This window comes from Pseudomonas sp. GL-B-12, from assembly GCF_019955895.1.
In the GTDB taxonomy this organism is placed as follows: domain Bacteria; phylum Pseudomonadota; class Gammaproteobacteria; order Pseudomonadales; family Pseudomonadaceae; genus Aquipseudomonas.
The window spans coordinates 1-22,036 of sequence record NZ_JAHBCX010000012.1 but is presented as its reverse complement, the minus strand read 5'-3'; the positions used below and the strand labels follow the sequence as shown (position 1 = coordinate 22,036).

Sequence of the window (22,036 nt, the reverse complement as noted above, 5' to 3'; positions counted from 1 at the left end):
AAAGCAGCCTGCGGGCTGCTTTTTTGTTGCCTGCGATTTAGTGCTCGCTTGGATTTACACTGTCTCGGGCTGGATCAACGCTAACAACGTCCATCCCGCCGAAGGCTTTAACGTGTTTTCCGGTGTCACCACGTGTACCCAACCGCTGTTGTCGCGCACGAACAGCAGGGTCGCACGCTCGCCATGCAGCGCGCGGTAGTCGTCCCAGCTGAAACCGTCTGTCAATGTCGTGCTGTACAGCTCTGAGCCCTGACTCAGCTGGCTGGCGAGCTTGGCGTAGGTCAGCGCTTCGCTGCCCAGTTGATTGCCGCGATGTTCCAGACTGGTGCGATGCTTGTCGGTGCGGCGGCTTTCCTGGCCGCTGGCCAGACCAAACATGCGTTGATGGCCCAGTTCATGACGAAAGCGCATCAGCGCCAGGGTGTTCATCTCGCCGGAGGGTGACAGCGCCAGCAAATGCCCGAGGCCGACCAGGTCCAGATGCGCATCGGCATGTTGCGACGCCGGGTTGCCAAAATAGGTCGACAAGCCTTCCATCCGCGCTGCACTAATGTTTTCCCAGCTCGAATCCGTCAGCAGTACGCGACTGCCCAGTTGTTGCAGTGCCTTGCCCAGCGTGCGCGCAGGCCCGTTGGCGCCGATGATCAGGAAACCGCTCGGTGCCGGTTCCGCCACCTTCAGCAGGCGTGCCAACGGTCGTGCCGTCGCGCTTTGCAGCACCACCGTGCCGATGATCACAGCAAAGGTGAGCGGCACGAGCAGCAACGCTCCCTGATGGCCGGCCGCGTGCAGGCGAATGGCGAAGATTGCCGACACCGCCGCTGCCACGATGCCCCTTGGGGCAATCCATGCCAGCAGCGCCCGTTCGCGCCAATTCAGGCTGGAGCCCGCCGTGCACAGCAGCACATTCAAAGGGCGGGCGATGAATTGAATGACCAGCAGCAAAATCAGCACCAGAGGCCCGAGGCCGATCATGGCGTTCAGGTCCAGCCGTGCCGCCAAAAGAATGAACAGGCCGGAGATCAGCAGCACGCTGAGGTTCTCCTTGAAGTGCAGGATATGCCGCACGTCCACGCCTTTCATGTTGGCCAGCCACATGCCCATCAAGGTCACGGCCAGCAACCCGGATTCGTTGGTGACTTCGTTGGAGGCAATGAAAATACCCAGGACTGCCGCGAGCGCTGCCAGGTTGTGCAGGTATTCCGGCAGCCACTGGCGACGAATCAGGGTGCCGAGCAACCAACCACCAAAAACACCGAACAGGCTGCCGCACAAAATCACGCCACCGAAGGTCAGCAGGCTTTCCTTGAGGCCGTTACCTTCAGCGTTGGCGATGATAAAGCTATAGACGACCACCGCCAGCAGGGCACCGATGGGATCGATGGCAATGCCTTCCCAGCGCAGGATATTGGCAATCGACGCTTTCGGGCGCACGACGCGCAGCATCGGTACGATCACGGTCGGCCCGGTCACCAGGGTCAGACTGCCGAACAGGATGGCCAGCATCCAGTCGAAATCCAGTAGCCAGTGAGTGGCGACAGCAATGACCACCCAAGTGGAGAGGGCGCCAATCGTGACCAGGCGGTGGACGACGCTGCCGATCTCTCGCCACTCGGACAAATGCAGGGTCAGGCTGCCTTCGAACAGGATCAGCGCCACCGCCAGGGACACCAGCGGCATCAGCAGTGGCCCGAACATCTCTTGCGGGTTGAGCAAGTGCAGCACGGGGCCGGCCAGGATGCCGGTCAACAGCAGGAAAAGGATTGCCGGCAGTTTCAAGCGCCAGGCCAGCCATTGACAGAGCAGTGCCGCCGCACCGATTCCGCCAAATGCCAATAAGATCTGCTGTTCGCTCATTGCGGCTCCCTGTTCCTTGAAATGGCGGCCTATGAAAGACTAGCGGCCGTTTCCATGTCCAATTTTAATTTTGCGCGCAGCCTCAAGGCTGCGTGATTCGAGTGCCCATGCCTGCCATCGATCACCCGCTGATAGATCAATTCCTCGATGCCTTGTGGCTGGAGAAAGGCCTTTCCGATAACACTCGCGGTGCCTATCGCAGTGACCTGGCGCTGTTCAACGGCTGGTTACAGGACAAAGGACTAGAGCTGGTCAATACCGGGCGCGAGTTGATACTCGACCACCTGGCCTGGCGCCTGGAGCAAAACTACAAGCCTCGTTCCACTGCGCGATTTCTTTCGGGTGTGCGTGGCTTCTATCGGTATCTGTTGCGGGAAAAGATGATCTCGGTCGATCCAACGTTACGGGTTGATATGCCGCAACTCGGCAGGCCGCTGCCAAAGTCCTTGTCTGAGGCGGATGTGGAAGCCTTGCTGAAGGCGCCGGACTTGAGCGAGGCCATCGGTCAGCGCGACCGGGCCATGCTTGAAGTGCTGTATGCCTGTGGCTTGCGGGTGACCGAGCTGATCAGCCTCACCCTGGAACAAGTCAATTTGCGTCAAGGCGTGTTGCGAGTGATGGGCAAGGGCAGCAAGGAGCGGTTGGTGCCGATGGGCGAGGAGGCGATTGTCTGGGTCGAGCGCTACATGCGTGATGCCCGCAGCGAACTGCTTGGCGGACGTCCCAGCGACGTGTTGTTCCCCAGTCAGCGTGGCGAGCAGATGACCCGCCAGACCTTTTGGCACCGGATCAAGCATCAGGCCAAGGTGGCCGGCATCGGCAAGTCGCTGTCGCCACACACGCTGCGCCATGCCTTCGCCACGCACCTGCTCAACCACGGCGCAGACCTGCGGGTGGTGCAGATGCTGCTGGGGCACAGCGATTTGTCGACGACACAGATCTACACCCATGTTGCCCGGGCGCGCTTGCAGGATCTGCATGCCAAACACCATCCCAGAGGCTAACGCAAAACCTGTGGGAGCGAGCCTGCTCGCGAAGAGGCCGGCATATCCAATATTAATGGCGCCTGATACACCGCATTCGCGAGCAGGCTCGCTCCCACAGGGGGGTTGTGTCGCCACAAATGTCTTGTGTCAGGTGCATTCGGCCATGCGGACCTTATGTGATAGGCTGGGCCGGTTTGCACGATGGGCGGTTATGACCCGGTGTTTCGGCACGGGCGTTCTGATCGTCCCATATGTTCGCCTTCAGGAGTTCTCATGCGTCTGACCCAGATTTTCGCCGCCGCAGCCATTGCGTTGGTCAGCACTTTTGCCGTCGCCGATGATGCGGCCGACAAAGCCATTCGTAAAAGCCTGGAAAACCTCCAGCTCGAAGTCCCGGTGGAAAGCATCACCGCCAGCCCGTTGCCAGGCCTGTACGAAGTCAAACTCAAAGGCAGCCGTGTGCTGTACGCCAGTGCCGACGGCCAGTACGTGGTTCAGGGCTACCTGTTCGATCTCAAGGACGGCAAGCCGGTCAACCTGACCGAGAAGACCGAGCGCCTGGGCATCTCCAAGCTGATCAACGACATCCCGGTTGCCGAAACCGTTGTCTACCCGGCCATTGGCGAAACCAAGTCGCACATCACCGTATTCACCGACACCACTTGCCCGTACTGCCACAAACTCCACGCCGAAGTGCCTGAGCTGAACAAGCGCGGCATCGAAGTGCGTTACGTCGCGTTCCCGCGCCAGGGCCTGGGTTCACAGGGTGACGAACAGCTGCAAGCGGTGTGGTGCTCGAAAGACAAGAAAGCGGCCATGGACAAAATGGTCGACGGCAAGGAAATCAAGGCCGCCAAGTGCGATAACCCGGTTTCCAAACAGTTCGCACTCGGTCAGTCGATCGGCGTGAACGGCACACCGGCCATCGTTTTGGCCGACGGTCAGGTCATTCCGGGCTACCAGCCTGCGCCACAAGTCGCCAAACTGGCGCTGGGCGCGAAGTAAATTCGCATCGTCACGGTCAGCCATTGACGATCATGGTCCGGTAGCGACATTCGCCGGGTCATCAATAGAGAACCGCGAGTATGCGGTTGTTTTCACGGCCGGCCTCGAGTCGGCCGTTTTATGGGGAGTTCACAGTGAAACCGGTCAAAGTAGGCATCTGTGGGTTAGGAACCGTCGGTGGCGGTACCTTCAACGTACTTCAGCGCAACGCCGAGGAAATTGCTCGTCGTGCCGGGCGTGGGATCGAAGTGGCACAAATTGCCATGCGCACGCCAAAGCCTCAGTTCCAAACGACCGGTATTGCGATTACCAACGATGTCTTCGAAGTGGCCACGAACCCTGAGATCGACATCGTTATAGAGCTGATGGGCGGCTACACCGTTGCCCTCGAGCTGGTACTCAAGGCCATCGAGAATGGCAAGCATGTGGTCACCGCGAACAAGGCGCTAATCGCCGTTCACGGTAATGAAATTTTCGCCAAGGCCCGCGAGAAGGGCGTGATCGTTGCGTTCGAAGCGGCGGTGGCCGGTGGCATCCCGGTGATCAAGGCGATCCGCGAAGGCCTGTCCGCCAACCGCATCAACTGGGTAGCCGGCATCATCAATGGCACCGGCAACTTCATCCTGACGGAAATGCGCGAGAAGGGTCGCACCTTCGAAGACGTATTGGCCGAAGCCCAGGCCCTGGGTTACGCCGAAGCCGATCCGACCTTCGACGTTGAGGGTATCGACGCCGCTCACAAGCTGACGATCCTGGCGTCCATCGCGTTCGGTATTCCGTTGCAGTTCGACAAGGCTTACACCGAAGGCATCACCAAGTTGACCACCGCCGACGTGAACTACGCCGAAGCGCTGGGTTACCGCATCAAACACCTGGGCGTGGCGCGCAGCACCGCGGCCGGTATCGAACTGCGCGTGCACCCGACGCTGATCCCGGCCGATCGCCTGATCGCCAACGTCAACGGCGTGATGAACGCGGTGATGGTCAACGGCGATGCTGCCGGTTCGACCCTGTTCTACGGCGCTGGCGCAGGCATGGAGCCGACCGCTTCGTCGGTGATCGCCGACTTGGTGGACGTGGTTCGCGCCATGACTTCCGACCCGGAAAACCGCGTGCCGCACCTGGCGTTCCAGCCGGACTCGCTGTCGGCTCACCCGATCCTGCCGATCGAAGCCTGTGAAAGCGCCTACTACCTGCGTATTCAGGCCAAGGACCATCCGGGCGTATTGGCTCAGGTCGCGAGCATCCTCTCGGAGCGCGGCATCAACATCGAGTCGATCATGCAGAAGGAAGCCGAGGAGCACGACGGCCTGGTGCCGATGATCCTGCTGACCCACCGCGTGCTGGAACAGCACATCAACGATGCCATCGCTGCTTTGGAAGCCTTGGCGGGTGTGGTCGGTCCGGTTGTACGGATCCGTGTCGAGCACCTTAACTGAAGCAGCGGCAAGCTTTTAGCTGCAAGCTGCAAGAAAAAGCATTAACACAGCGGCAGGCTTCATGACGCCAGTGGCAGGACGAAAGCGATTCGGCTTTTACTTGCAGCTTGTAGCTTGAAGCTTGCAGCTCCAAACCAAAGGTTTGCCCCTATGCGCTACATCAGTACCCGCGGCCAGGCACCGGCCCTGAATTTCGAAGACGTCTTGCTGGCAGGCCTTGCCACCGACGGCGGTCTGTACGTCCCGGAAAACCTGCCACGTTTCACCCAGGAAGAAATCGCTTCCTGGGCCGGCCTGCCGTATCACGAGCTGGCTTTTCGCGTTATGCGCCCGTTCGTTACCGGCAGCATCCCGGACGCCGATTTCAAAAAGATTCTTGAAGAAACCTACGGCGTGTTCGCCCACAGCGCCGTTGCGCCGCTGCGTCAGCTGAACGGCAACGAATGGGTGCTGGAGTTGTTCCACGGGCCGACCCTGGCGTTCAAGGACTTCGCCCTGCAATTGCTGGGTCGTTTGCTCGACTACGTGCTGGAAAAGCGCGGCGAGCGCGTGGTGATCGTCGGTGCCACCTCCGGTGACACCGGCTCGGCCGCCATCGAAGGCTGCAAACACTGCGAAAACGTCGACATCTTCATTCTGCATCCGCACAACCGTGTGTCCGAAGTGCAGCGTCGGCAGATGACCACCATTTTCGGTGAGAACATCCACAACATCGCCATCGAAGGCAACTTCGATGACTGCCAGGAAATGGTCAAGGCAAGCTTCGCCGACCAGGGTTTCCTCAAGGGCACTCGCCTGGTGGCGGTGAACTCGATCAACTGGGCGCGGATCATGGCTCAGATCGTCTACTACTTCCACGCGGCCCTGCAGTTGGGTGGCCCGGCGCGTTCGGTGTCGTTCTCGGTACCGACCGGCAACTTCGGCGACATCTTCGCCGGTTACCTGGCGCGCAACATGGGCCTGCCGATCAACCAGTTGATCGTCGCCACCAACCGCAACGACATCCTGCATCGCTTCATGAGCGGCAACCAATACGTTAAGGAAACCCTGCACGCCACGCTGTCGCCGTCCATGGACATCATGGTGTCGTCGAACTTCGAACGCCTGCTGTTCGACCTGCATGGTCGCAACGGCGCGGCAATCGCCGGGCTGATGGATTCGTTCAAGCAGGGCGGCGGTTTCAGCGTCGAGCAGGAGCGCTGGACCGAAGCCCGCAAGTTGTTCGACTCGCTGGCCGTGGATGACGCGCAAACCTGCGAAACCATCGCCGAAGTCTACGAGCAGACCGGTGAAGTGCTGGATCCGCACACCGCTATCGGTGTCAAAGCCGCGCGGGAATGCCGCCGTAGCCTGGACATTCCAATGGTGATCCTGGGCACCGCCCACCCGGTAAAATTCCCGGACGCCGTGGAAAAAGCCGGTGTAGGAAAAGCTCTCGAACTGCCTGTGCATCTTTCTGATTTGTTTGAACGAGACGAACGTTGCACCGTTTTGCCAAATGACCTGAAGGCCGTGCAGGCCTTTGTCAGTCAGCATGGTAACCGCGGCAAGCCGCTGTAACCGGTCAGCGCTGTTACATTTTGAAGCCCGTCTCCTGACGGGCTTTTTCATTTCTGCATGCACACTTGTCGTGTTATCGCCGCGAAAGGACAGGCGAGTGAATCACCAAGGACGTGGGAATGCTGTTTACAAGTGTGTTCAAATCAGTTGTGCGCTGGCTGTTTTTGCTCGGCATCCTGGGTGTTGCCCAATGGGGAGGGGCGAGCCCTGCATCGACTCAGGAGCGTGGGAAGTCTGTCGCACGTTCAATGGTCGTGCTGGATGACCAGGAGTTGCAATGGATGGCCGGCCATCCACGGGTCGTGGTCACGGCACTGGAATACCCGTTGTACCTGTTCAAGGATGAACATGGCCAATGGACGGGCTTGAACAGTGACCTGCTCAAGCGCATCAGCGACATGACAGGGTTGCAGTTCGTTTACGAACAGTCTTTTTCCACCGATCAGATGCTGGCCCATCTGGAAAGCGGCGCGGCGGATTTGAGTACGACCCTGTCGATGAATGACGAACGAAAGGTATTTCTCGACTTCAGCCATGCGTTCGGCGGTGCCGGATGGGTCTTTGTCGGGCAGGCTGGGGCGCCGCCGGTGCAGTCGCTGGAGGATCTGGCGAAGCGGGTACTGGTGCTGCCGACCCGGCATGCACTGGAAGCAGTGATCCGTCGAGATTATCCATCCATCGAATTGCGTTCGGTTAAAACCTACGCCGAAGCCCGTGCCTGGGTTGAAAGTGACGAAGCCTACGTCACCATCGAAAACGAAATCGGCGCCCAGCATTTTCCGTCGGGTCGGCTGCAGATCGGGGCTGTGGTGCCGGGCAAATGGGATGCGGATTATCTGACATTGCGCAAAGGTCAGCCGCAGTTGCTGAGTATCCTCAACAAGGCGCTTGAGGCGTTTCCTGCGCAGGAGTTGCGCGACCTTCGTCTGAAATGGTTCGGTGGCGCTACCGTGCCACAGCCGACTGGCCTCTGGCAGCGGATTGACCAGTGGGTTTGCTGGGGGGTGTTGGTGCTCAGCCTGTTCGGTCTGTTGTCCCTGCTCTGGAATCGGCGGTTGGCGGTGGTGGTCAGGCAACGGGTCGAGGCCCAAAGCAGTCTGCGCGATCAGCTCGCATTCCAGCATGCCCTGATGGATGCCATGCCTGACCCGATGTTTGTCCGTGATCTGCAGGGGCGCTTGATCATGTGCAACAAAAGTTATGAGGACGCCTTGTCGACGCGCTTTGACAGGATGCAGGGGCGGCAGTTGATCGAGGTCGATGTCATGCCCAGACAAACCGCGGAACTGCTGCATGCCGAGTTCCTGGCGCAATTGAGTACGCGCAGGACGCGCTTCTTCGAGCGTCAATTGATGTTTAAGGACGGTGTCAGGGATATCTACCAGTGGACAGTGCCGTTTTATACGGCCGATGGCCAGCTACGAGGATTGTTGGGGGGCTGGGCCGACATCGCCCGGCGTACCCGACAGACGTGATGGTTGGGTTTTTTCTCTGTCATGTTCGCCGTGCATGCTCTCTTGACTGGGTTGCAGGTTCGCCTGCTGTCAGTATCCAGAACTTTCTTCTCGGGCCAGCGGTCATCTGTTGTAGGCATGCCCCAGGTACGTTGTTTTCGGACTATTGAGTGGTGATCGGGATGGAAAGTATCAGTTTGTTGCTCGGTGAGGCGCTGAGCCCGTATCAGGTCACACTGACCCCGTCAGGCATTCGTGGCGAATGCCGGGTGACCCTGAAGAATGCTATCGGTGCGACGGTGGTCGAGCGCGAGTTCAATCAGGTCCAGTTGAAAGACAAACGCTTGCTGACGGATGTGGTCGACGGTTTGCATCGCGACGTGCTGATCGCTGAAGGACGCCTTGAGCCTTGTGTCATCGCGGCATTGCGTAATGCGGCGCAGGACAAGCTTCTGGCCAGCCGCAATTGAACGGATGTTTGTGGGAACCTTCCCGCGCCCAGGTCAGTCAGACCTTGTAACAGCAGGATCGAGCATTGTGCTCCGGTGCTTGTAGCTTGCTGCTACTGGTCTCCAAGCAGGCCACGTTTTACCCCGAGTCGTCTCCCCACTTCTCGGGGTTTCTTTTGCCCGGGATTTGTCAGGGCTGCGCCAGGTTGTCGAAAAACGCCTTGGTGTCTTTCAGGTAATCGCTTCGACTCTCCGGATCCAGCCAGGCAGCGTAGGCCTCGTCAAGGCGTTCGCGGGGAAGGGTGCGCAGCACCTGGTTGATCTCGACAATGGCCTGCCGGCCCTTTGGCGTGTCGGTGCAACCGATGTAACCGGACAGGTACTTGCCCGTGCCACGGATCGGATAGAACTGCAATTCATCCTCGGCGATGCCTTGCAGTGAGGCCTGGTAGCGAATTTCCGGGCGATAGCCCAACAGCAGGCGCAAGCGCCCCAAGCGCTGCATCTGCAGCAGGCTGCCCAAGGCGTCGTTGCCGTAATGAGCGGTCAGCGCGTCGGCTGGCGCTTGCTTGAGCAGCCCGTCGAGGTATTCGCCGTAATTGCGCTCGGCAATGATCCCCAGCTTTTCGCTGCCGCTGGCGAGCAGCTCTGCCAGGTCCACTTCGCCGTCCTTGATAAAGGGTGCCAGCACTTTCTGGTCAACGCGCCGCACGGCCAAGCCATTGCTCATGGCGCGGAAGACCGGGATGGAAAAGGCAATCCACTGTTCCCGTTCCTTGCTCCAGTTCAGCGCCGCGTCGCAGACGAGGGAAGGTTCGTGGAGCATTTGCAATCCACGGGCACGATTGACCCTCATCACGCTGTGCTGGTATTGCGGCATGCCGGCAATCAACAACAGAAGCAGTTGATCGATAACGCCCTGGCCCTTTTTCGGCCCGTCGAAGATCGTCAGCGGCGGCAGGTCGCGCTTGAGCCAGATCAGGGTTTCCTTGGTTTGCGCCAGGGCTGACGGGACCGGTTCAAGGAGCAGGAACAAGGTCGCCAACACGCACAGTAGCCACCCGCCGCGCGACGGGCAGTGACTAATGGCCCATGCAGGCCGGCGCCTCCGTTCAGATGGCTCCGTCTTTGCGCAATTGTGCGATCTGTGTCGCGTCATAGCCAAGTTCCTGGAGTACCTGTGCGTTGTGCTCACCCAGTTGTGGCCCGACCCATTCACATTCCCCGGGTGTCTCTGAGAGTTTCGGCACAATGCCCGGCATCTTGAAGTCTTTGCCGTCCGGCAGCTTGGCTTGCAGGAACATTTCCCGCGCCAGGTACTGAGGGTCATTGAACATGTCTTCGGCGCTGAAGATCCGGCTGGCCGGCACCTCGGCCTGATTGAGCTGTGCCAGCACCGTGTCCAGTGGCAACGAGTTGACCCAGCGATCGATGACGCCATAAATCTCGTCGCGTCGGGCATCGCGGCCATCGTTGCTGGCAAGCAGAGGGTCGTTGGCCAGGTCTTCCCGGCCAATGATCAGCATGAAGCGTTTGAAAATCGCGTCGCCATTGGCGCCGATCTGCACGTGCTTGCCATCGGCACTGGTGTGGATCGAGGACGGGGTGATGCCCGGCATGATGTTGCCCGTGCGTTCGCGGATGAAGCCGAACACGTCGAACTCCGGGACCATGCTTTCCATCATCGCGAAGATGGCTTCGTACAGCGCTACGTCCACCACTTGCCCCTGGCCGCCGTTGACTTCACGATGACGCAGGGCCATCAACGCGCCGATCACGCCCCAGAGCGCGGCAATCGAGTCGCCGATGGAAATGCCGGTGCGCACCGGTGGCCGGTCTTCGAAGCCGGTGATGTAGCGCAGGCCGCCCATGGATTCACCGACCGCGCCAAAGCCGGGCTGATCTTTCATCGGGCCGGTCTGGCCGAAACCCGACAGCCGCACCATCACCAGTTTCGGGTTCAAGGCGTGCAAGACGTCCCAGCCCAGGCCGAGTTTTTCCAGGACACCGGGACGAAAGTTTTCGATCAGAATGTCGGCTTCACCCAGCAGCTGTTTCAGGATCGCCTGACCGTCGGGGTGCTTGAGATTGAGAGTCAGGGACTTTTTGTTGCGGGCCTGGACGAACCACCACAACGAAGTGCCTTCATACAATTTGCGCCATTTGCGTAATGGATCACCGCCGTCCGGGGATTCGATCTTGATCACGTCGGCACCGAATTCAGCGCAAATGCGCGAGGCAAACGGGCCGGCAATCAAGGTACCCAATTCGATGACTTTCAGACCGGAAAGCGGTTTGGCGGTGAACGGCATGCTGGATCCTGTGGGGCAAAGGTTGGGCGAATAGAGCGTTTTAGCATAGCCGACTGTCCGACGCTCCAGCTTGATTGTGTTCAATTCGTGGATTGCCCGTCGCATCGGTTAGACTTGCCGCCTTTCCTCGTATCAAGAAGCCCGTTCATGGCCCAGCCGTCCACGACCTACAAGTTTGAACTGAACCTCACCGACCTCGACCGCAGCGTCTATGAGAGCGTGAAGCAGACCATCGCCCGTCACCCTTCGGAAACCGAAGAGCGTATGACCGTGCGCCTGCTGGCCTACGCCCTCTGGTACAACGAGCAGCTGTCTTTTGGCCGTGGTCTGTCAGAAGTGGATGAGCCGGCCTTGTGGGAAAAAAGCCTGGATGACCGCGTCCTGCACTGGATCGAAGTCGGCCAGCCGGATGCCGAGCGCCTGACCTGGTGCTCGCGTCGCACTGAACGCACCAGCCTGCTGGCCTATGGCAGCCTGCGCGTGTGGGAAGGCAAAGTGGTGCCGGCGGTGAAAAACCTGAAAAACGTCAACATTGCTGCCGTGCCTCAGGAAGTCCTGGAAACCCTGGCCAAGGACATGCCCCGCGTTATCAAGTGGGACGTGATGATCAGCGAAGGCACGATCTTCGTCACCGACGACCGTGGTCAGCACGAAGTCCAGTTGCAGTGGCTGGCCGGTGAGCGCGGCTGATTTTTCGCTGCTGCACCGCGTCACCCGGTTTTATCCTATGTATTGAAGAGAAGCATCTTTCACCCCATGCGCATCGAACCTCGCCTGCTGCCCGACACCCTGCCATTCCTCGGTGATATTCCGCCGCTGTTGACCCGCCTGTACGCGGCGCGGGGCGTGCAGTCCGAGGCGGAACTGGACAAGAGCCTGGCGCGGTTGATTCCGTTCCAGCAACTCAAGGGCATCGATGCCGCCGTGGATCTGCTGGTGACTGCGCTCGAACAGCGCCAGCGCATTCTGATCGTCGGCGACTTCGATGCCGACGGCGCGACGGCCAGCACCGTGGGCACGCTGGGTCTGCGTCTGTTGGGGGCGGCACATGTCGATTACCTGGTGCCCAACCGATTCGACTATGGCTACGGCCTGACTCCGGAAATCGTCGCGGTGGCGCTCGAGCGTCAACCGCATTTGCTGATCACCGTCGACAACGGCATCTCCAGCGTCGAAGGCGTGGCAGCGGCGAAAAAGGCCGGGCTCAAGGTGCTCGTCACCGACCACCACTTGCCCGGTGACGAGCTGCCGCTGGCCGATGCCATCGTCAATCCGAACCAGCCCGGTTGCGAGTTTCCGAGCAAGGCGCTGGCCGGTGTCGGGGTGATTTTCTATGTGCTGATGGCCCTGCGTGCGCGGTTGCGCGAGCTGGGCTGGTACTCAAGCAAGCCGCAGCCGAATATCGGCGAACTGCTCGATCTGGTGGCTCTGGGCAGCGTGGCCGACGTGGTGCCGCTGGATGCCAACAACCGGATTCTGGTGCACCAGGGCCTGGAACGGATTCGCGCCGGACGTGCCCGGCCGGGGATCAAGGCGATCCTCGAAGTGGCCAAGCGCGATCATGCGCGCATCACCTCTACCGATCTTGGCTTCATCGTCGGCCCGCGCCTGAACGCTGCAGGGCGCCTGGACGACATGAGCCTGGGCATCGAATGCCTGCTGACCGAAGACGCAGGTCTGGCCCGTGAAATGGCTGCTCAATTGGACGGCATGAACCAGGATCGCAAATCCATCGAGCAGGGCATGCAGCGCGAAGCGCTGGCGCAACTCAAGGATCTGCCGGTGGAGTCGATGCCGTTCGGCTTGTGCCTGTTCGATCCCGAGTGGCATCAAGGCGTCATCGGTATCCTCGCGTCACGGATGAAAGAGCGCTATTTCCGCCCGACCATCGCCTTTGCCGATGCCGGAGATGGCCTGCTCAAGGGCTCGGGGCGTTCGGTCCAGGGCTTTCACATCCGCGACGCCTTGAGTGTGGTGGCGGCGCAGCATCCGAATCTGATCACCAAATACGGTGGCCACGCGATGGCGGCCGGCCTGACGCTGCCGGAAGCGAATTTCCCCTTGTTCGCCGAAGCCTTCGACGCTGAAGTGCGCCGGCAACTGCGCGAAGAGGACCTGACTGGCCGCCTGTTGTCGGACGGCACCCTGGCGGTGGAGGAGTTCCACCTGGAGCTGGCCCGTGCCCTGCGGCATGCCGGTCCTTGGGGGCAACACTTCCCGGAACCCTTGTTTCATGGGGTGTTCCAGTTGGTCGAGCAGCGCGTCGTTGGCGAGCGCCACCTTAAAGTCGTGCTGAAAAGCGAGTGTGGTTCGGTGAAGCTCGACGGCATTGCCTTCGGGATCGACCGCGACATCTGGCCGAATCCGACCATCAAATGGGTGGAACTGGCCTACAAGCTCGACCTCAACGAGTTTCGTGGCAACGAGACGGTTCAACTGATGATTGCCCACATCGAACCGCGTTGACCCCTTCGCGAGCAGGCTCGCTCCCACAGGTTTTGCATGAACCCTGTAGGAGCTGGCTTGCCAGCGAAGGCGATTTGCCTGACACCGAATCTCTCTGAACCCTCCCTCATCCCCGGTTGTCGACTAGGCTCTAAGCACTGCTTGATTTTGGCCTTGTGACGTCTTGTCGAATTTTTTGCCCGCGGGGGCGGGTGTTGTACCTTTTTCCTGTCACTCGTCGACTATTCAAACAGAACCTGGAGCCTGCCCACTGATTCGAGAGGTGCCCCATGAGTCTGCTGCTTGAACCCTTTACCCTTCGCCAATTGACCCTGCCCAACCGCATCGCGGTATCGCCGATGTGCCAGTACTCCAGCGCCGATGGCCTGGCCAATGACTGGCACCTGGTCCACCTCGGCAGCCGCGCTGTCGGCGGGGCCGGGTTGGTGTTTACCGAAGCCACGGCGGTCACCGCCGACGGGCGTATCACGGCCGAGGACCTCGGTCTGTGGAATGACGAACAGATCGAACCCCTGCAACGCATCACCCGCTTTATCACCGCCCAGGGCGCCGTTGCCGGCATTCAGCTGGCCCATGCCGGGCGCAAGGCCAGCACTTACCGGCCGTGGCTCGGCAAGCATGGCAGCGTCAAACCCGATGAGGGCGGCTGGGTGCCGGTCGGACCTTCACCGATTGCATTCGATCCACAGCACACCCAACCCAGGCAACTCGATGACGGCGAGATCACCAAGGTGATCCAGGCCTTTGTCGATGCGGCAAAGCGCTCACTGACGGCCGGTTTCAAGGTGGTCGAAGTGCACGCGGCCCATGGTTACCTGCTGCATCAGTTCCTGTCGCCGTTGAGCAATCAGCGTCGCGATCAATATGGCGGTTCGTTCGAAAATCGCATTCGGCTGGTGCTGCAGGTCACCGAAGCGGTGCGTGCGGTGTGGCCTGAAGAGTTGCCGGTGTTTGTCCGGGTCTCGGCCACCGACTGGGTGGAAGACGGCTGGAACCCCGATGAAACCGTGGAGTTGGCGCGCCGCCTGAAAGACCTGGGGGTGGACCTGATCGACGTCTCGTCAGGCGGGACGGCGGTGAATGCGGAGATTCCCACAGGGCCCGGTTACCAGACCCGCTTCGCCGAACGTGTGCGCAAGGAGTCGGGCATGGCCACCGGCACCGTTGGCATGATCACCGAGCCGGCCCAGGCCGAGCACATCCTGCGCACCTGTCAGGCGGACATCATCTTCCTGGCCCGTGAGTTGTTGCGCGATCCGTATTGGGCGCTGCATGCAGATGACGATCTGGGTGGGCACAAGGCCGTATGGCCGGCGCAATATCAGCGGGCGACTCACCGTGAGCAGCCGATTCATGAATCGGATTTGCGCGACTGAAATCCATCGATAAACAAAAGCCCCTGAATCGTGAGATTCAGGGGCTTTTGTTTATGCGGCTGACCGATCAGGCGGCTTCGATCTTGCTGCGGTTCTGCTCGACCTGGTTCAGGTAGCCCTTGAGCTTTTCCTGCTCGGCTATCGTCGTGAACAAACCGAGCTTGCTGCGACGCCAGAGGATGTCGTGGGCGCTGGTTGCCCATTCTTCACTGCACAGATAGTCGACTTCGCGGGTGTAGAGACCGCCACCGATGTGCTCGCCCAGATCGCTGAGGTCCTGTACGCCTTCGAGCATGCGCCAGGTACGGCTGCCGTAGGTGGTGGCCCAGCGGCGAGCGATCTCGCTCGGTACCCAGTCGAATTTGTCGCGGATACGCGAGCTCAAGGCTTGCGGGGTGGTCATGTCTTCACCGCCCGGCAGCGTGGCGCTGGCGGTCCAGCTTGGCTTGATGTGCTTGAAGTACGGTGCCAGTTGCGCCAGCGCCGACTCGGCCAGTTTGCGATAGGTGGTGAGCTTGCCGCCGAACACCGACAGCAACGGAGCCTCTTCGCCAGTGCCAGACAGCGCCAGGGTGTAATCGCGGGTCACGGCCGACGGGTTATCGGATTCGTCGTTGCACAGCGGGCGCACACCGGAATAGCTGTGCAGGATGTCGTCGCGGCTGATTTGCTTTTTGAAATGGGCGTTGACCACGTTCAACAGGTAATCGGTTTCGCCGTCGGTGATCGCAACGGCTGCCGGATCGCCGGTGTACTCGCGGTCGGTGGTGCCGATCAGGGTGAAGTGATTCAGGTACGGAATGGTGAACACGATGCGCTGATCTTCATTTTGCAGGATGTGCGCGTGTTCGCCTTCGTACAGTTTCGGCACGATCAGGTGGCTGCCCTGGATCAGGCGGATGCCGTATGGCGATTCCATCTTCAAGTCATCGCGAATGAACTTGGCGACCCATGGCCCGGCCGCATTGACCAATGCCTTGGCGCGGATCGAAAACAGGCTGCCGTCGGCGCGTTCCAGGTGCAGGTGCCACAGGCCCTTGGTGCGACGCGCGCTGACGCAGCGGGTCTGGGTGTGAACGTGGGCGCCGTTTTCCCGGGCGGCCATGGCGTTCAACACCACCAGGCGCGCATCGTCGACCCAGCAATCGGAGTATTCGAAACCCTTGGTGATCTCGCTTTTGAGCGCGCTGTCGGGGCCGAACTTCAGGCTTTTCGAACCTTGCAGTTGTTCACGCTTGCCCAGGTTGTCATAGAGGAACAGACCGGCGCGGATCATCCACGCCGGGCGCAGGTGCGGGCGGTGTGGCAACACGAAACGCATTTGCTTGACGATGTGTGGAGCCTTGGTCAACAGCACTTCGCGTTCGGCCAGGGCTTCACGCACCAGGCGGAATTCGTAATGTTCGAGGTAGCGCAGGCCACCGTGTATCAGCTTGCTGCTGGCCGACGAGGTATGGCTGGCCAGGTCATCCTTTTCACAAAGGAACACCGAGAGACCGCGACCGGCGGCATCCGCTGCGATCCCCACGCCATTGATCCCGCCACCGATGACGGCGATATCGTAAACCTCGGCGAGAGGGGGCGTAGGCAAGGTGGAAGTGGGCATCGGCGCGGCCTCGGAATTCTTTGATGTTCTGTATTTGAATTCGAACATTAATGTTCATTTGCGAAAATACTAGCCCATAAAGACGCGCACAGCCAGTCAGCTTCGATTGAAAATACTCATCGAAGGGGCGTTAAAGGAAAATATACGAACATTTGAATGTATGTCGGGAGTGCTTTTTGTGGCGAGGGAGCTTGCTCCCGCTGGGCTGCGAAGCAGCCCTGAAACCCGTCAACCAGGTTCAGTCAGTTGTATTGAGCCAGTCGGGTTTGCGACGGCTTCGCCGTCGAACGGGAGCAAGCTCCCTCGCCACAGGGGAGCGTCGCTTTCGAGAGGTTAAACGACTTCCAGCCGAACCTTATGCTGGTTCAACAACTGCGCCAGCGCCGGGGAAGGTTGCTGATCGGTGACCAGGCAATCGACCAGGCTGATCGGCCCCAGGCGAATCATGGCGTTGCGCCCGAACTTGCTGGAGTCGGCCGCGAGGATCACTTGTCGGGCATTGGCGATGATCGCCTGGGATACCCGTACTTCCTGATAGTCGAAGTCCAGCAGGCTGCCGTCTTCATCGATGCCGCTGATGCCGACCAGCGCGAAATCGACCTTGAACTGGTTGATGAAGTCGACACTGGCCTGACCCACCACGCCACCATCGCGCCGCACATTACCGCCGGTCAGCAGGACATCGAAATCGTCCTTGGCGCTGAGCATGGAGGCGACGTGCAGGTTGTTGGTGATGATCTTCAGATGGTTGTGATTGAGCAGTGCCCGGGCAATGGATTCGGTGGTCGTGCCGATGTTGATGAACAACGAGGCATGGTCGGGAATCTGCGCGGCAATGGCTTCGCCGATACGCTGTTTCTCATCGCGCATCTGATCGGCACGCATGGCGTAGGCGGTGTTTTCAACGCTGGAGTCGTAAGCCGCGCCGCCGTGGTAGCGACGCAACAAATTGGCTTCCGCGAGCTGATTGATGTCGCGGCGAATGGTCTGCGGGGTAACTACGAACAGCGTGGCCATTTCCTCGATGCTGACATAGCCGCGTTCGCGGACCAGTTCGAGGATTTGCTGCTGACGGGGAGGCAGATTCATGGGGCGTCCTTTGGGCTGCCGTGCAAAATTTGCCCATGATGCCGCAGGAATCTGCTCCCGACCAGTTACATACAGATATGGGGACTGGAGTTCGCTTATTCAGCTTCGTCTTCAGCCGCCCAATTACGGGTGCGGCTGACCGCTTTTTTCCACCCTGCGTAGAGTTTTTCCTTCGCCGTTTCATCCAGCGTCGGCTCGAACTTGCGCTCGATCACTGCCTTGCCGCGCAACTCTTCCAGGCTGCCCCAGAAACCACAGGCCAGGCCTGCCAGGTAAGCCGCACCCAGTGCCGTGGTTTCGCGCATTTGCGGGCGCTCGACCTGCGTGCCGAGGATGTCGGCCTGGAACTGCATGAGGAAGTTGTTGGCCACCGCGCCGCCATCCACACGCAGGGCCTTGAGGCGTTCGCCGGAGTCCTGTTGCATGGCGTCGAGCACGTCGCGGGTCTGGTAGGCAATCGATTCCAGTGCGGCACGGATAATGTGATCCACGCGTACGCCGCGGGTCAGGCCGAACAATGCGCCACGGGCGTACGGGTCCCAGTAGGGAGCGCCAAGACCGGTGAAGGCCGGCACCAGGTACACGCCGTTGCTGTCCTTGACCTTGTTGGCGAAGTATTCGGTGTCGTGGGCGTCGTTGATGATCTTCAGTTCGTCACGCAGCCACTGCACGGTAGAACCACCGTTGAACACCGCGCCTTCCAGGGCGTAGGCCACTTCGCCACGTGGGCCGCAAGCGATGGTGGTGAGCATGCCGTGTTGGGATTTCACGGCTTTGTCGCCGGTGTTCATCAACAGGAAGCAGCCAGTGCCGTAGGTGTTTTTCGCCTGGCCTGGCTCGACGCACATCTGGCCGAACAGGGCGGCTTGCTGGTCACCGGCAATGCCGCCGATGGCGATGCCGCTTTTGGTACGGCCATAAATTTCCGAGGACGATTTAACTTCCGGAAGCATTTCGCGCGGAATATCCAGCACCTCCAGCATCTTCGCGTCCCACTCCAGGGTGTGGATGTTGAAGAGCATGGTGCGCGAAGCGTTGGTGTAGTCGGTGACATGCACCTTGCCGCCGGTAAATTTCCAGATCAGCCAGCTGTCGACGGTGCCGAACAACAGTTCGCCGTTGCGCGCGCGCTCGCGGCTGCCTTCGACGTTGTCGAGGATCCACTTGAGCTTGGTGCCCGAGAAGTACGGGTCGGTGACCAGGCCGGTGGTGTCGCTGATGTATTGCTCGTGGCCATCGCGCTTGAGTTGCTGGCAGATCTCGGTGCTGCGTCGGCACTGCCAGACGATCGCGTTGTAGATCGGGCGGCCGGTGTTCTTGTCCCAGACAACGGTGGTTTCGCGCTGGTTGGTGATACCGATGGCCGCCACTTGGTCGTGGTGCAGGCCGGCTTGTGCCAGGGCCTCGACCATCACGGCGCTTTGGGTGGCAAAAATTTCCATTGGGTCATGTTCAACCCAGCCGGCTTGCGGGTAATGCTGGGCAAACTCCCGTTGGGCGGTGCAGACCACGTTCGCGTCGCGGTCGAAAATGATCGCGCGGGAGCTGGTCGTACCCTGATCGAGGGCAATGATGTAGTTCTTATTCTGTGTGTCGGTCATGTCGATTGCCTTGGACGAAATAAGGGGGTGAGGTCTGGCGCGCGATCAAAGGGCAGGGGCACGCGCCAACGGTATCAAGAAGTTCTGGGTTTGCCGTCAATGGCAGCTGTTACATCCTTTGTAGCAGGTACGGCGCTGGGCAGATGGCGGGCAATCAACCCACGATAGGCTGCAGCACCGAGGCAGGCACCGACAATCGGTGCAAAAACAGGAATCAGGAAATACGGAATATCGCGTCCGCCGGTGAAGGAAATTTCACCCCAGCCAGCGAAGAAAGTCATCAGTTTAGGGCCGAAGTCCCGCGCAGGGTTCATGGCAAAACCGGTCAGCGGCCCCATCGAACTGCCGATCACAGCAATCAGCAGGCCGATCAGCAGCGGTGCCAGCGGGCCTTTGGGCAGGCCATTGTTGTCATCGGTCAGGGACATGATCACGCCCATCAGGATGGCTGTAATGATCACCTCGACCAGAAATGCCTGGGCGGTGGTCAGCACAGGATTCGGGAAGGTGGAGAACACGGAGGCCAACTCAAGGCTGGCTTGAGTGCCGCGAACCATGTGGTGCGTTTGTTCGAATTCGAAGAATAGATTGCTGTAGAGCGTGTAGACCAACAGCGCTCCACAGAAGGCCCCCGCCACTTGGGCGAGTACGTAGAAAGGCAATTTACGCTTTTCGAAGTCCGCGAAAATGCTCAGGGCAATACTGACGGCAGGGTTCAGATGAGCCCCGGAAACCCCGGCGGTAAGGTAGATCGCCATGCTGACGCCGACGCCCCAGATAACGCTGATTTCCCACAAGCCAAAACTGGCACCCGCGACCTTGAGCGCGGCAACACAACCTGTACCAAAAAAGATCAGCAGCGCTGTACCCAGAAACTCGGCCATGCATTGGCTCGAGAGCGACGGTTGTTGTAAAGCAGTTGTCATTGAAACCTCATTTTTTTGTTGTCTGGCGCTTTTTCCATCATGGTCGGAGCGCGGTTTTCGCCGAGGCAGGATCCCCATCCTGGTCGCGGTTTACTGCTGGGTGCAGCGGTAGGACGTTTCGTACAGTTTCAGAAACGAAAAAATATAGACAAGAAACGCTGCTGTCAAAGGTCGAAAGTGAACCATCGGTCACAAAAAAACTATTCGTTGCATGAATGAATGAGTCATTGCGCAATGGGATGGCCAGGCAATGGCGTTATGGATGCGCCGCCGTAGAGCCTTTTAACGATCAATGTCCTAGAATCGGGCGCAGTATTTTTCTTCTGCCGCCCAGTCTGGAGCTGTCATGACCCCCGCATTGGATTTGTTGAAAAAGGTTCGGGCCGAACATCGCGTACACAGTTACGAACATGATCCCAAGGCCGCCTCCTACGGATTGGAAGCGGCGGAAAAACTCGGGCTCGATCCAGCGCAGGTGTTCAAGACTTTGCTGGCGGCCAGCGAAAAGGGCGAGTTGCTGGTGGCCGTGGTGCCGGTTGTCGGCAGCCTGGACTTGAAAGGGCTGGCCCACGCCGCGGGCGTGAAAAAGGTCGAAATGGCCGACCCGGCGGCAGCGCAGCGCTCTACTGGCTATCTGTTGGGCGGGATCAGTCCGCTGGGGCAGAAAAAGCGGTTGCGTACCTTCATTGATAATTCGGCCCAGCCCTTCGCCAGCATTTTTGTCAGTGCGGGCCGACGTGGATTGGAAGTCGAACTGGCACCGGCCGTGCTGGCCGAACACACCCAGGCGAAGTTTGCCGATATCGGCCGTGCGTGAGCGTCCAAGTGAGCGTAGCGCTGTATGGTGAAAATCAGCCTGCTCTGTCACTGGCGCTGGCTCGGCCGGCGCTACATGCTCAGCGGTCTGACAAAGGGAGAAGGTTATGCAGCTTGAGTTTCATCAGGTCGACGCGTTCAGTAATCAGCCATTTAGCGGTAATCCGGCGATGGTCTATCGGCTCGATACATGGCTCGCCGATGAGTTGATGCAAAAGATTGCCGCCGAGCACAACCTCGCCGAAACGGCGTTTGTCGTGCGTGAAGGGCAGGGCTGGCACATACGCTGGTTTACGCCGACCACCGAGGTGCCATTGTGCGGTCACGCGACGCTGGCTAGCGCCTATGTGCTGTTCGAGATCTATAAAGAGCCTGTCGAGAGACTGGACTTCACCTGCAAGTCCGGCCCGTTGAGCGTGACGCGGGAGGGCGGAGGCCTGTGGCTGGACTTCCCGGCGATCACTGCGTCGCCGGTGAACGTGATCCCGGACATCGAGCGTGCACTGGGCGTGAAGGCTGTCGAGGTACTGGCTTCGAATGAGCTGTTCGTGGTGCTGGAGTCGGAGCAAGCCGTGCTCGACTGCAAGCCGGACATGGTGGCCCTGGCGAAACTGCCATGGTTGGGCGCCATCGTGACGGCGCGGGGCGAGCAGCACGATTTCGTTTCCCGCTACTTCGCCCCGGCAATCGGCATCAATGAAGACCCTGTGACCGGATCGACCCATTGCCTTCTGATTCCGTACTGGTCAAAGCGTTTGGGCAAGTCGAGCCTGACGGCTTTTCAGCGTTCGGCGCGGGGTGGGGAATTGTTCTGTCGACTGGAAGGCGATCGAGTGAAGATCGGCGGGAATGCGACGCTCGTGGCGAGTGGAACGCTGATGTTGGGCTGATCCAAAACCACTGTAGGAGCGAGCCTGCTCGCGATAGCGGTATCACATTCAACAGAGGTGTTGACTGATCCATCGCTATCGCGAGCAAGCTCGCTTGTATGCTAGGACTTGAAGGGAGGAGGAGGGACAAGGCTCGATTCTGACTGTTAGCGCAGTACAGATCCGTGGGAGATTTCGCCCCTCCTCCTTTCACCCAAGCGCCGA

18 protein-coding genes are annotated in these 22,036 nt (G+C 59.8%); 11 read left to right on the top strand and 7 right to left on the bottom strand.

Translation table 11 applies throughout. The annotated features are described in order from the left end of the window. Positions 1 to 54: 54 nt before the first annotated feature. Complete coding sequence (locus KGA85_RS08335; protein ID WP_223459707.1) at positions 55 to 1,857, bottom strand: cation:proton antiporter; 1,803 nt, start codon at positions 1,855 to 1,857, stop codon at positions 55 to 57. A gap of 107 nt (positions 1,858 to 1,964) precedes the next feature. Between KGA85_RS08335 and xerD the strand changes: the two genes are divergently transcribed. From xerD to KGA85_RS08305, 6 genes are all read left to right on the top strand, one after another. Beyond that, positions 1,965 to 2,861 carry a site-specific tyrosine recombinase XerD gene (xerD, locus tag KGA85_RS08330; protein ID WP_223459705.1) on the top strand — a complete coding sequence of 299 codons (897 nt, stop codon included), beginning with the start codon at positions 1,965 to 1,967 and terminating at the stop codon, positions 2,859 to 2,861. Between the two features lie 255 nt (positions 2,862 to 3,116). Continuing rightward, positions 3,117 to 3,848 carry a bifunctional protein-disulfide isomerase/oxidoreductase DsbC gene (dsbC, locus tag KGA85_RS08325; protein ID WP_223543052.1) on the top strand — a complete coding sequence of 244 codons (732 nt, stop codon included), beginning with the start codon at positions 3,117 to 3,119 and terminating at the stop codon, positions 3,846 to 3,848. A 134-nt stretch (positions 3,849 to 3,982) separates the two neighbouring features. Then, entirely contained in the window at positions 3,983 to 5,287 is a 1,305-nt protein-coding gene (locus tag KGA85_RS08320) for a homoserine dehydrogenase (protein ID WP_223459704.1), read from the top strand. A gap of 150 nt (positions 5,288 to 5,437) precedes the next feature. Further along, complete coding sequence (gene thrC, locus KGA85_RS08315; RefSeq protein ID WP_075945553.1) at positions 5,438 to 6,847, top strand: threonine synthase; 1,410 nt, start codon at positions 5,438 to 5,440, stop codon at positions 6,845 to 6,847. A 119-nt stretch (positions 6,848 to 6,966) separates the two neighbouring features. Further along, positions 6,967 to 8,322, top strand: a complete 1,356-nt coding sequence (locus KGA85_RS08310; protein WP_223459700.1) for a transporter substrate-binding domain-containing protein — start codon at positions 6,967 to 6,969, stop codon at positions 8,320 to 8,322. 161 nt (positions 8,323 to 8,483) lie between these two features. Then, the gene (locus KGA85_RS08305) at positions 8,484 to 8,771 is read left to right on the top strand and encodes a DUF3509 domain-containing protein (protein WP_223459698.1); all 288 of its coding nucleotides are present in this window, start codon (positions 8,484 to 8,486) and stop codon (positions 8,769 to 8,771) included. Positions 8,772 to 8,940: 169 nt separating this feature from the next. Here the strand turns inward: KGA85_RS08305 and KGA85_RS08300 are convergent, their stop codons facing one another. Together KGA85_RS08300 and KGA85_RS08295 are read right to left on the bottom strand one after the other, a co-directional pair. Further along, entirely contained in the window at positions 8,941 to 9,909 is a 969-nt protein-coding gene (locus KGA85_RS08300) for a TIGR02285 family protein (protein WP_223459696.1), read from the bottom strand. Further along, a complete protein-coding gene (locus tag KGA85_RS08295) occupies positions 9,863 to 11,062 on the bottom strand; it encodes a CaiB/BaiF CoA transferase family protein (RefSeq protein ID WP_150759557.1) in 1,200 nt (399 codons plus the stop codon). The genes KGA85_RS08300 and KGA85_RS08295 overlap by 47 nt, the downstream gene beginning before the upstream one ends. A gap of 147 nt (positions 11,063 to 11,209) precedes the next feature. Between KGA85_RS08295 and KGA85_RS08290 the strand changes: the two genes are divergently transcribed. The 3 genes from KGA85_RS08290 (at position 11,210) to KGA85_RS08280 (ending at position 14,904) form a co-directional block, all read left to right on the top strand. Next, the gene (locus tag KGA85_RS08290) at positions 11,210 to 11,752 is read left to right on the top strand and encodes a YaeQ family protein (protein WP_007971297.1); all 543 of its coding nucleotides are present in this window, start codon (positions 11,210 to 11,212) and stop codon (positions 11,750 to 11,752) included. A 66-nt stretch (positions 11,753 to 11,818) separates the two neighbouring features. After that, complete coding sequence (gene recJ / locus KGA85_RS08285; protein WP_223459694.1) at positions 11,819 to 13,528, top strand: single-stranded-DNA-specific exonuclease RecJ; 1,710 nt, start codon at positions 11,819 to 11,821, stop codon at positions 13,526 to 13,528. Between the two features lie 269 nt (positions 13,529 to 13,797). Beyond that, positions 13,798 to 14,904, top strand: coding sequence for an NADH:flavin oxidoreductase/NADH oxidase (locus tag KGA85_RS08280; RefSeq protein WP_223543051.1), 1,107 nt, complete (start codon positions 13,798 to 13,800; stop codon positions 14,902 to 14,904). Positions 14,905 to 14,971: 67 nt separating this feature from the next. Here the strand turns inward: KGA85_RS08280 and glpD are convergent, their stop codons facing one another. From glpD to KGA85_RS08260, 4 genes are all read right to left on the bottom strand, one after another. Further along, complete coding sequence (gene glpD / locus KGA85_RS08275; protein WP_223543050.1) at positions 14,972 to 16,510, bottom strand: glycerol-3-phosphate dehydrogenase; 1,539 nt, start codon at positions 16,508 to 16,510, stop codon at positions 14,972 to 14,974. 333 nt (positions 16,511 to 16,843) lie between these two features. Continuing rightward, the gene (locus tag KGA85_RS08270) at positions 16,844 to 17,599 is read right to left on the bottom strand and encodes a DeoR/GlpR family transcriptional regulator (RefSeq protein WP_046042004.1); all 756 of its coding nucleotides are present in this window, start codon (positions 17,597 to 17,599) and stop codon (positions 16,844 to 16,846) included. A 95-nt stretch (positions 17,600 to 17,694) separates the two neighbouring features. Next, positions 17,695 to 19,200, bottom strand: coding sequence for a glycerol kinase GlpK (gene glpK / locus KGA85_RS08265; RefSeq protein ID WP_046042005.1), 1,506 nt, complete (start codon positions 19,198 to 19,200; stop codon positions 17,695 to 17,697). A gap of 74 nt (positions 19,201 to 19,274) precedes the next feature. Then, positions 19,275 to 20,126, bottom strand: coding sequence for an MIP/aquaporin family protein (locus tag KGA85_RS08260; RefSeq protein ID WP_223459811.1), 852 nt, complete (start codon positions 20,124 to 20,126; stop codon positions 19,275 to 19,277). Positions 20,127 to 20,472: 346 nt separating this feature from the next. On the opposite strand from KGA85_RS08260, the gene ybaK reads away from it, so the two are divergent. Together ybaK and KGA85_RS08250 are read left to right on the top strand one after the other, a co-directional pair. After that, positions 20,473 to 20,943, top strand: a complete 471-nt coding sequence (gene ybaK, locus KGA85_RS08255) for a Cys-tRNA(Pro) deacylase (protein WP_007971306.1) — start codon at positions 20,473 to 20,475, stop codon at positions 20,941 to 20,943. A gap of 106 nt (positions 20,944 to 21,049) precedes the next feature. Next, positions 21,050 to 21,832, top strand: a complete 783-nt coding sequence (locus KGA85_RS08250; RefSeq protein ID WP_223459686.1) for a PhzF family phenazine biosynthesis protein — start codon at positions 21,050 to 21,052, stop codon at positions 21,830 to 21,832. Positions 21,833 to 22,036 lie beyond the last annotated feature (204 nt).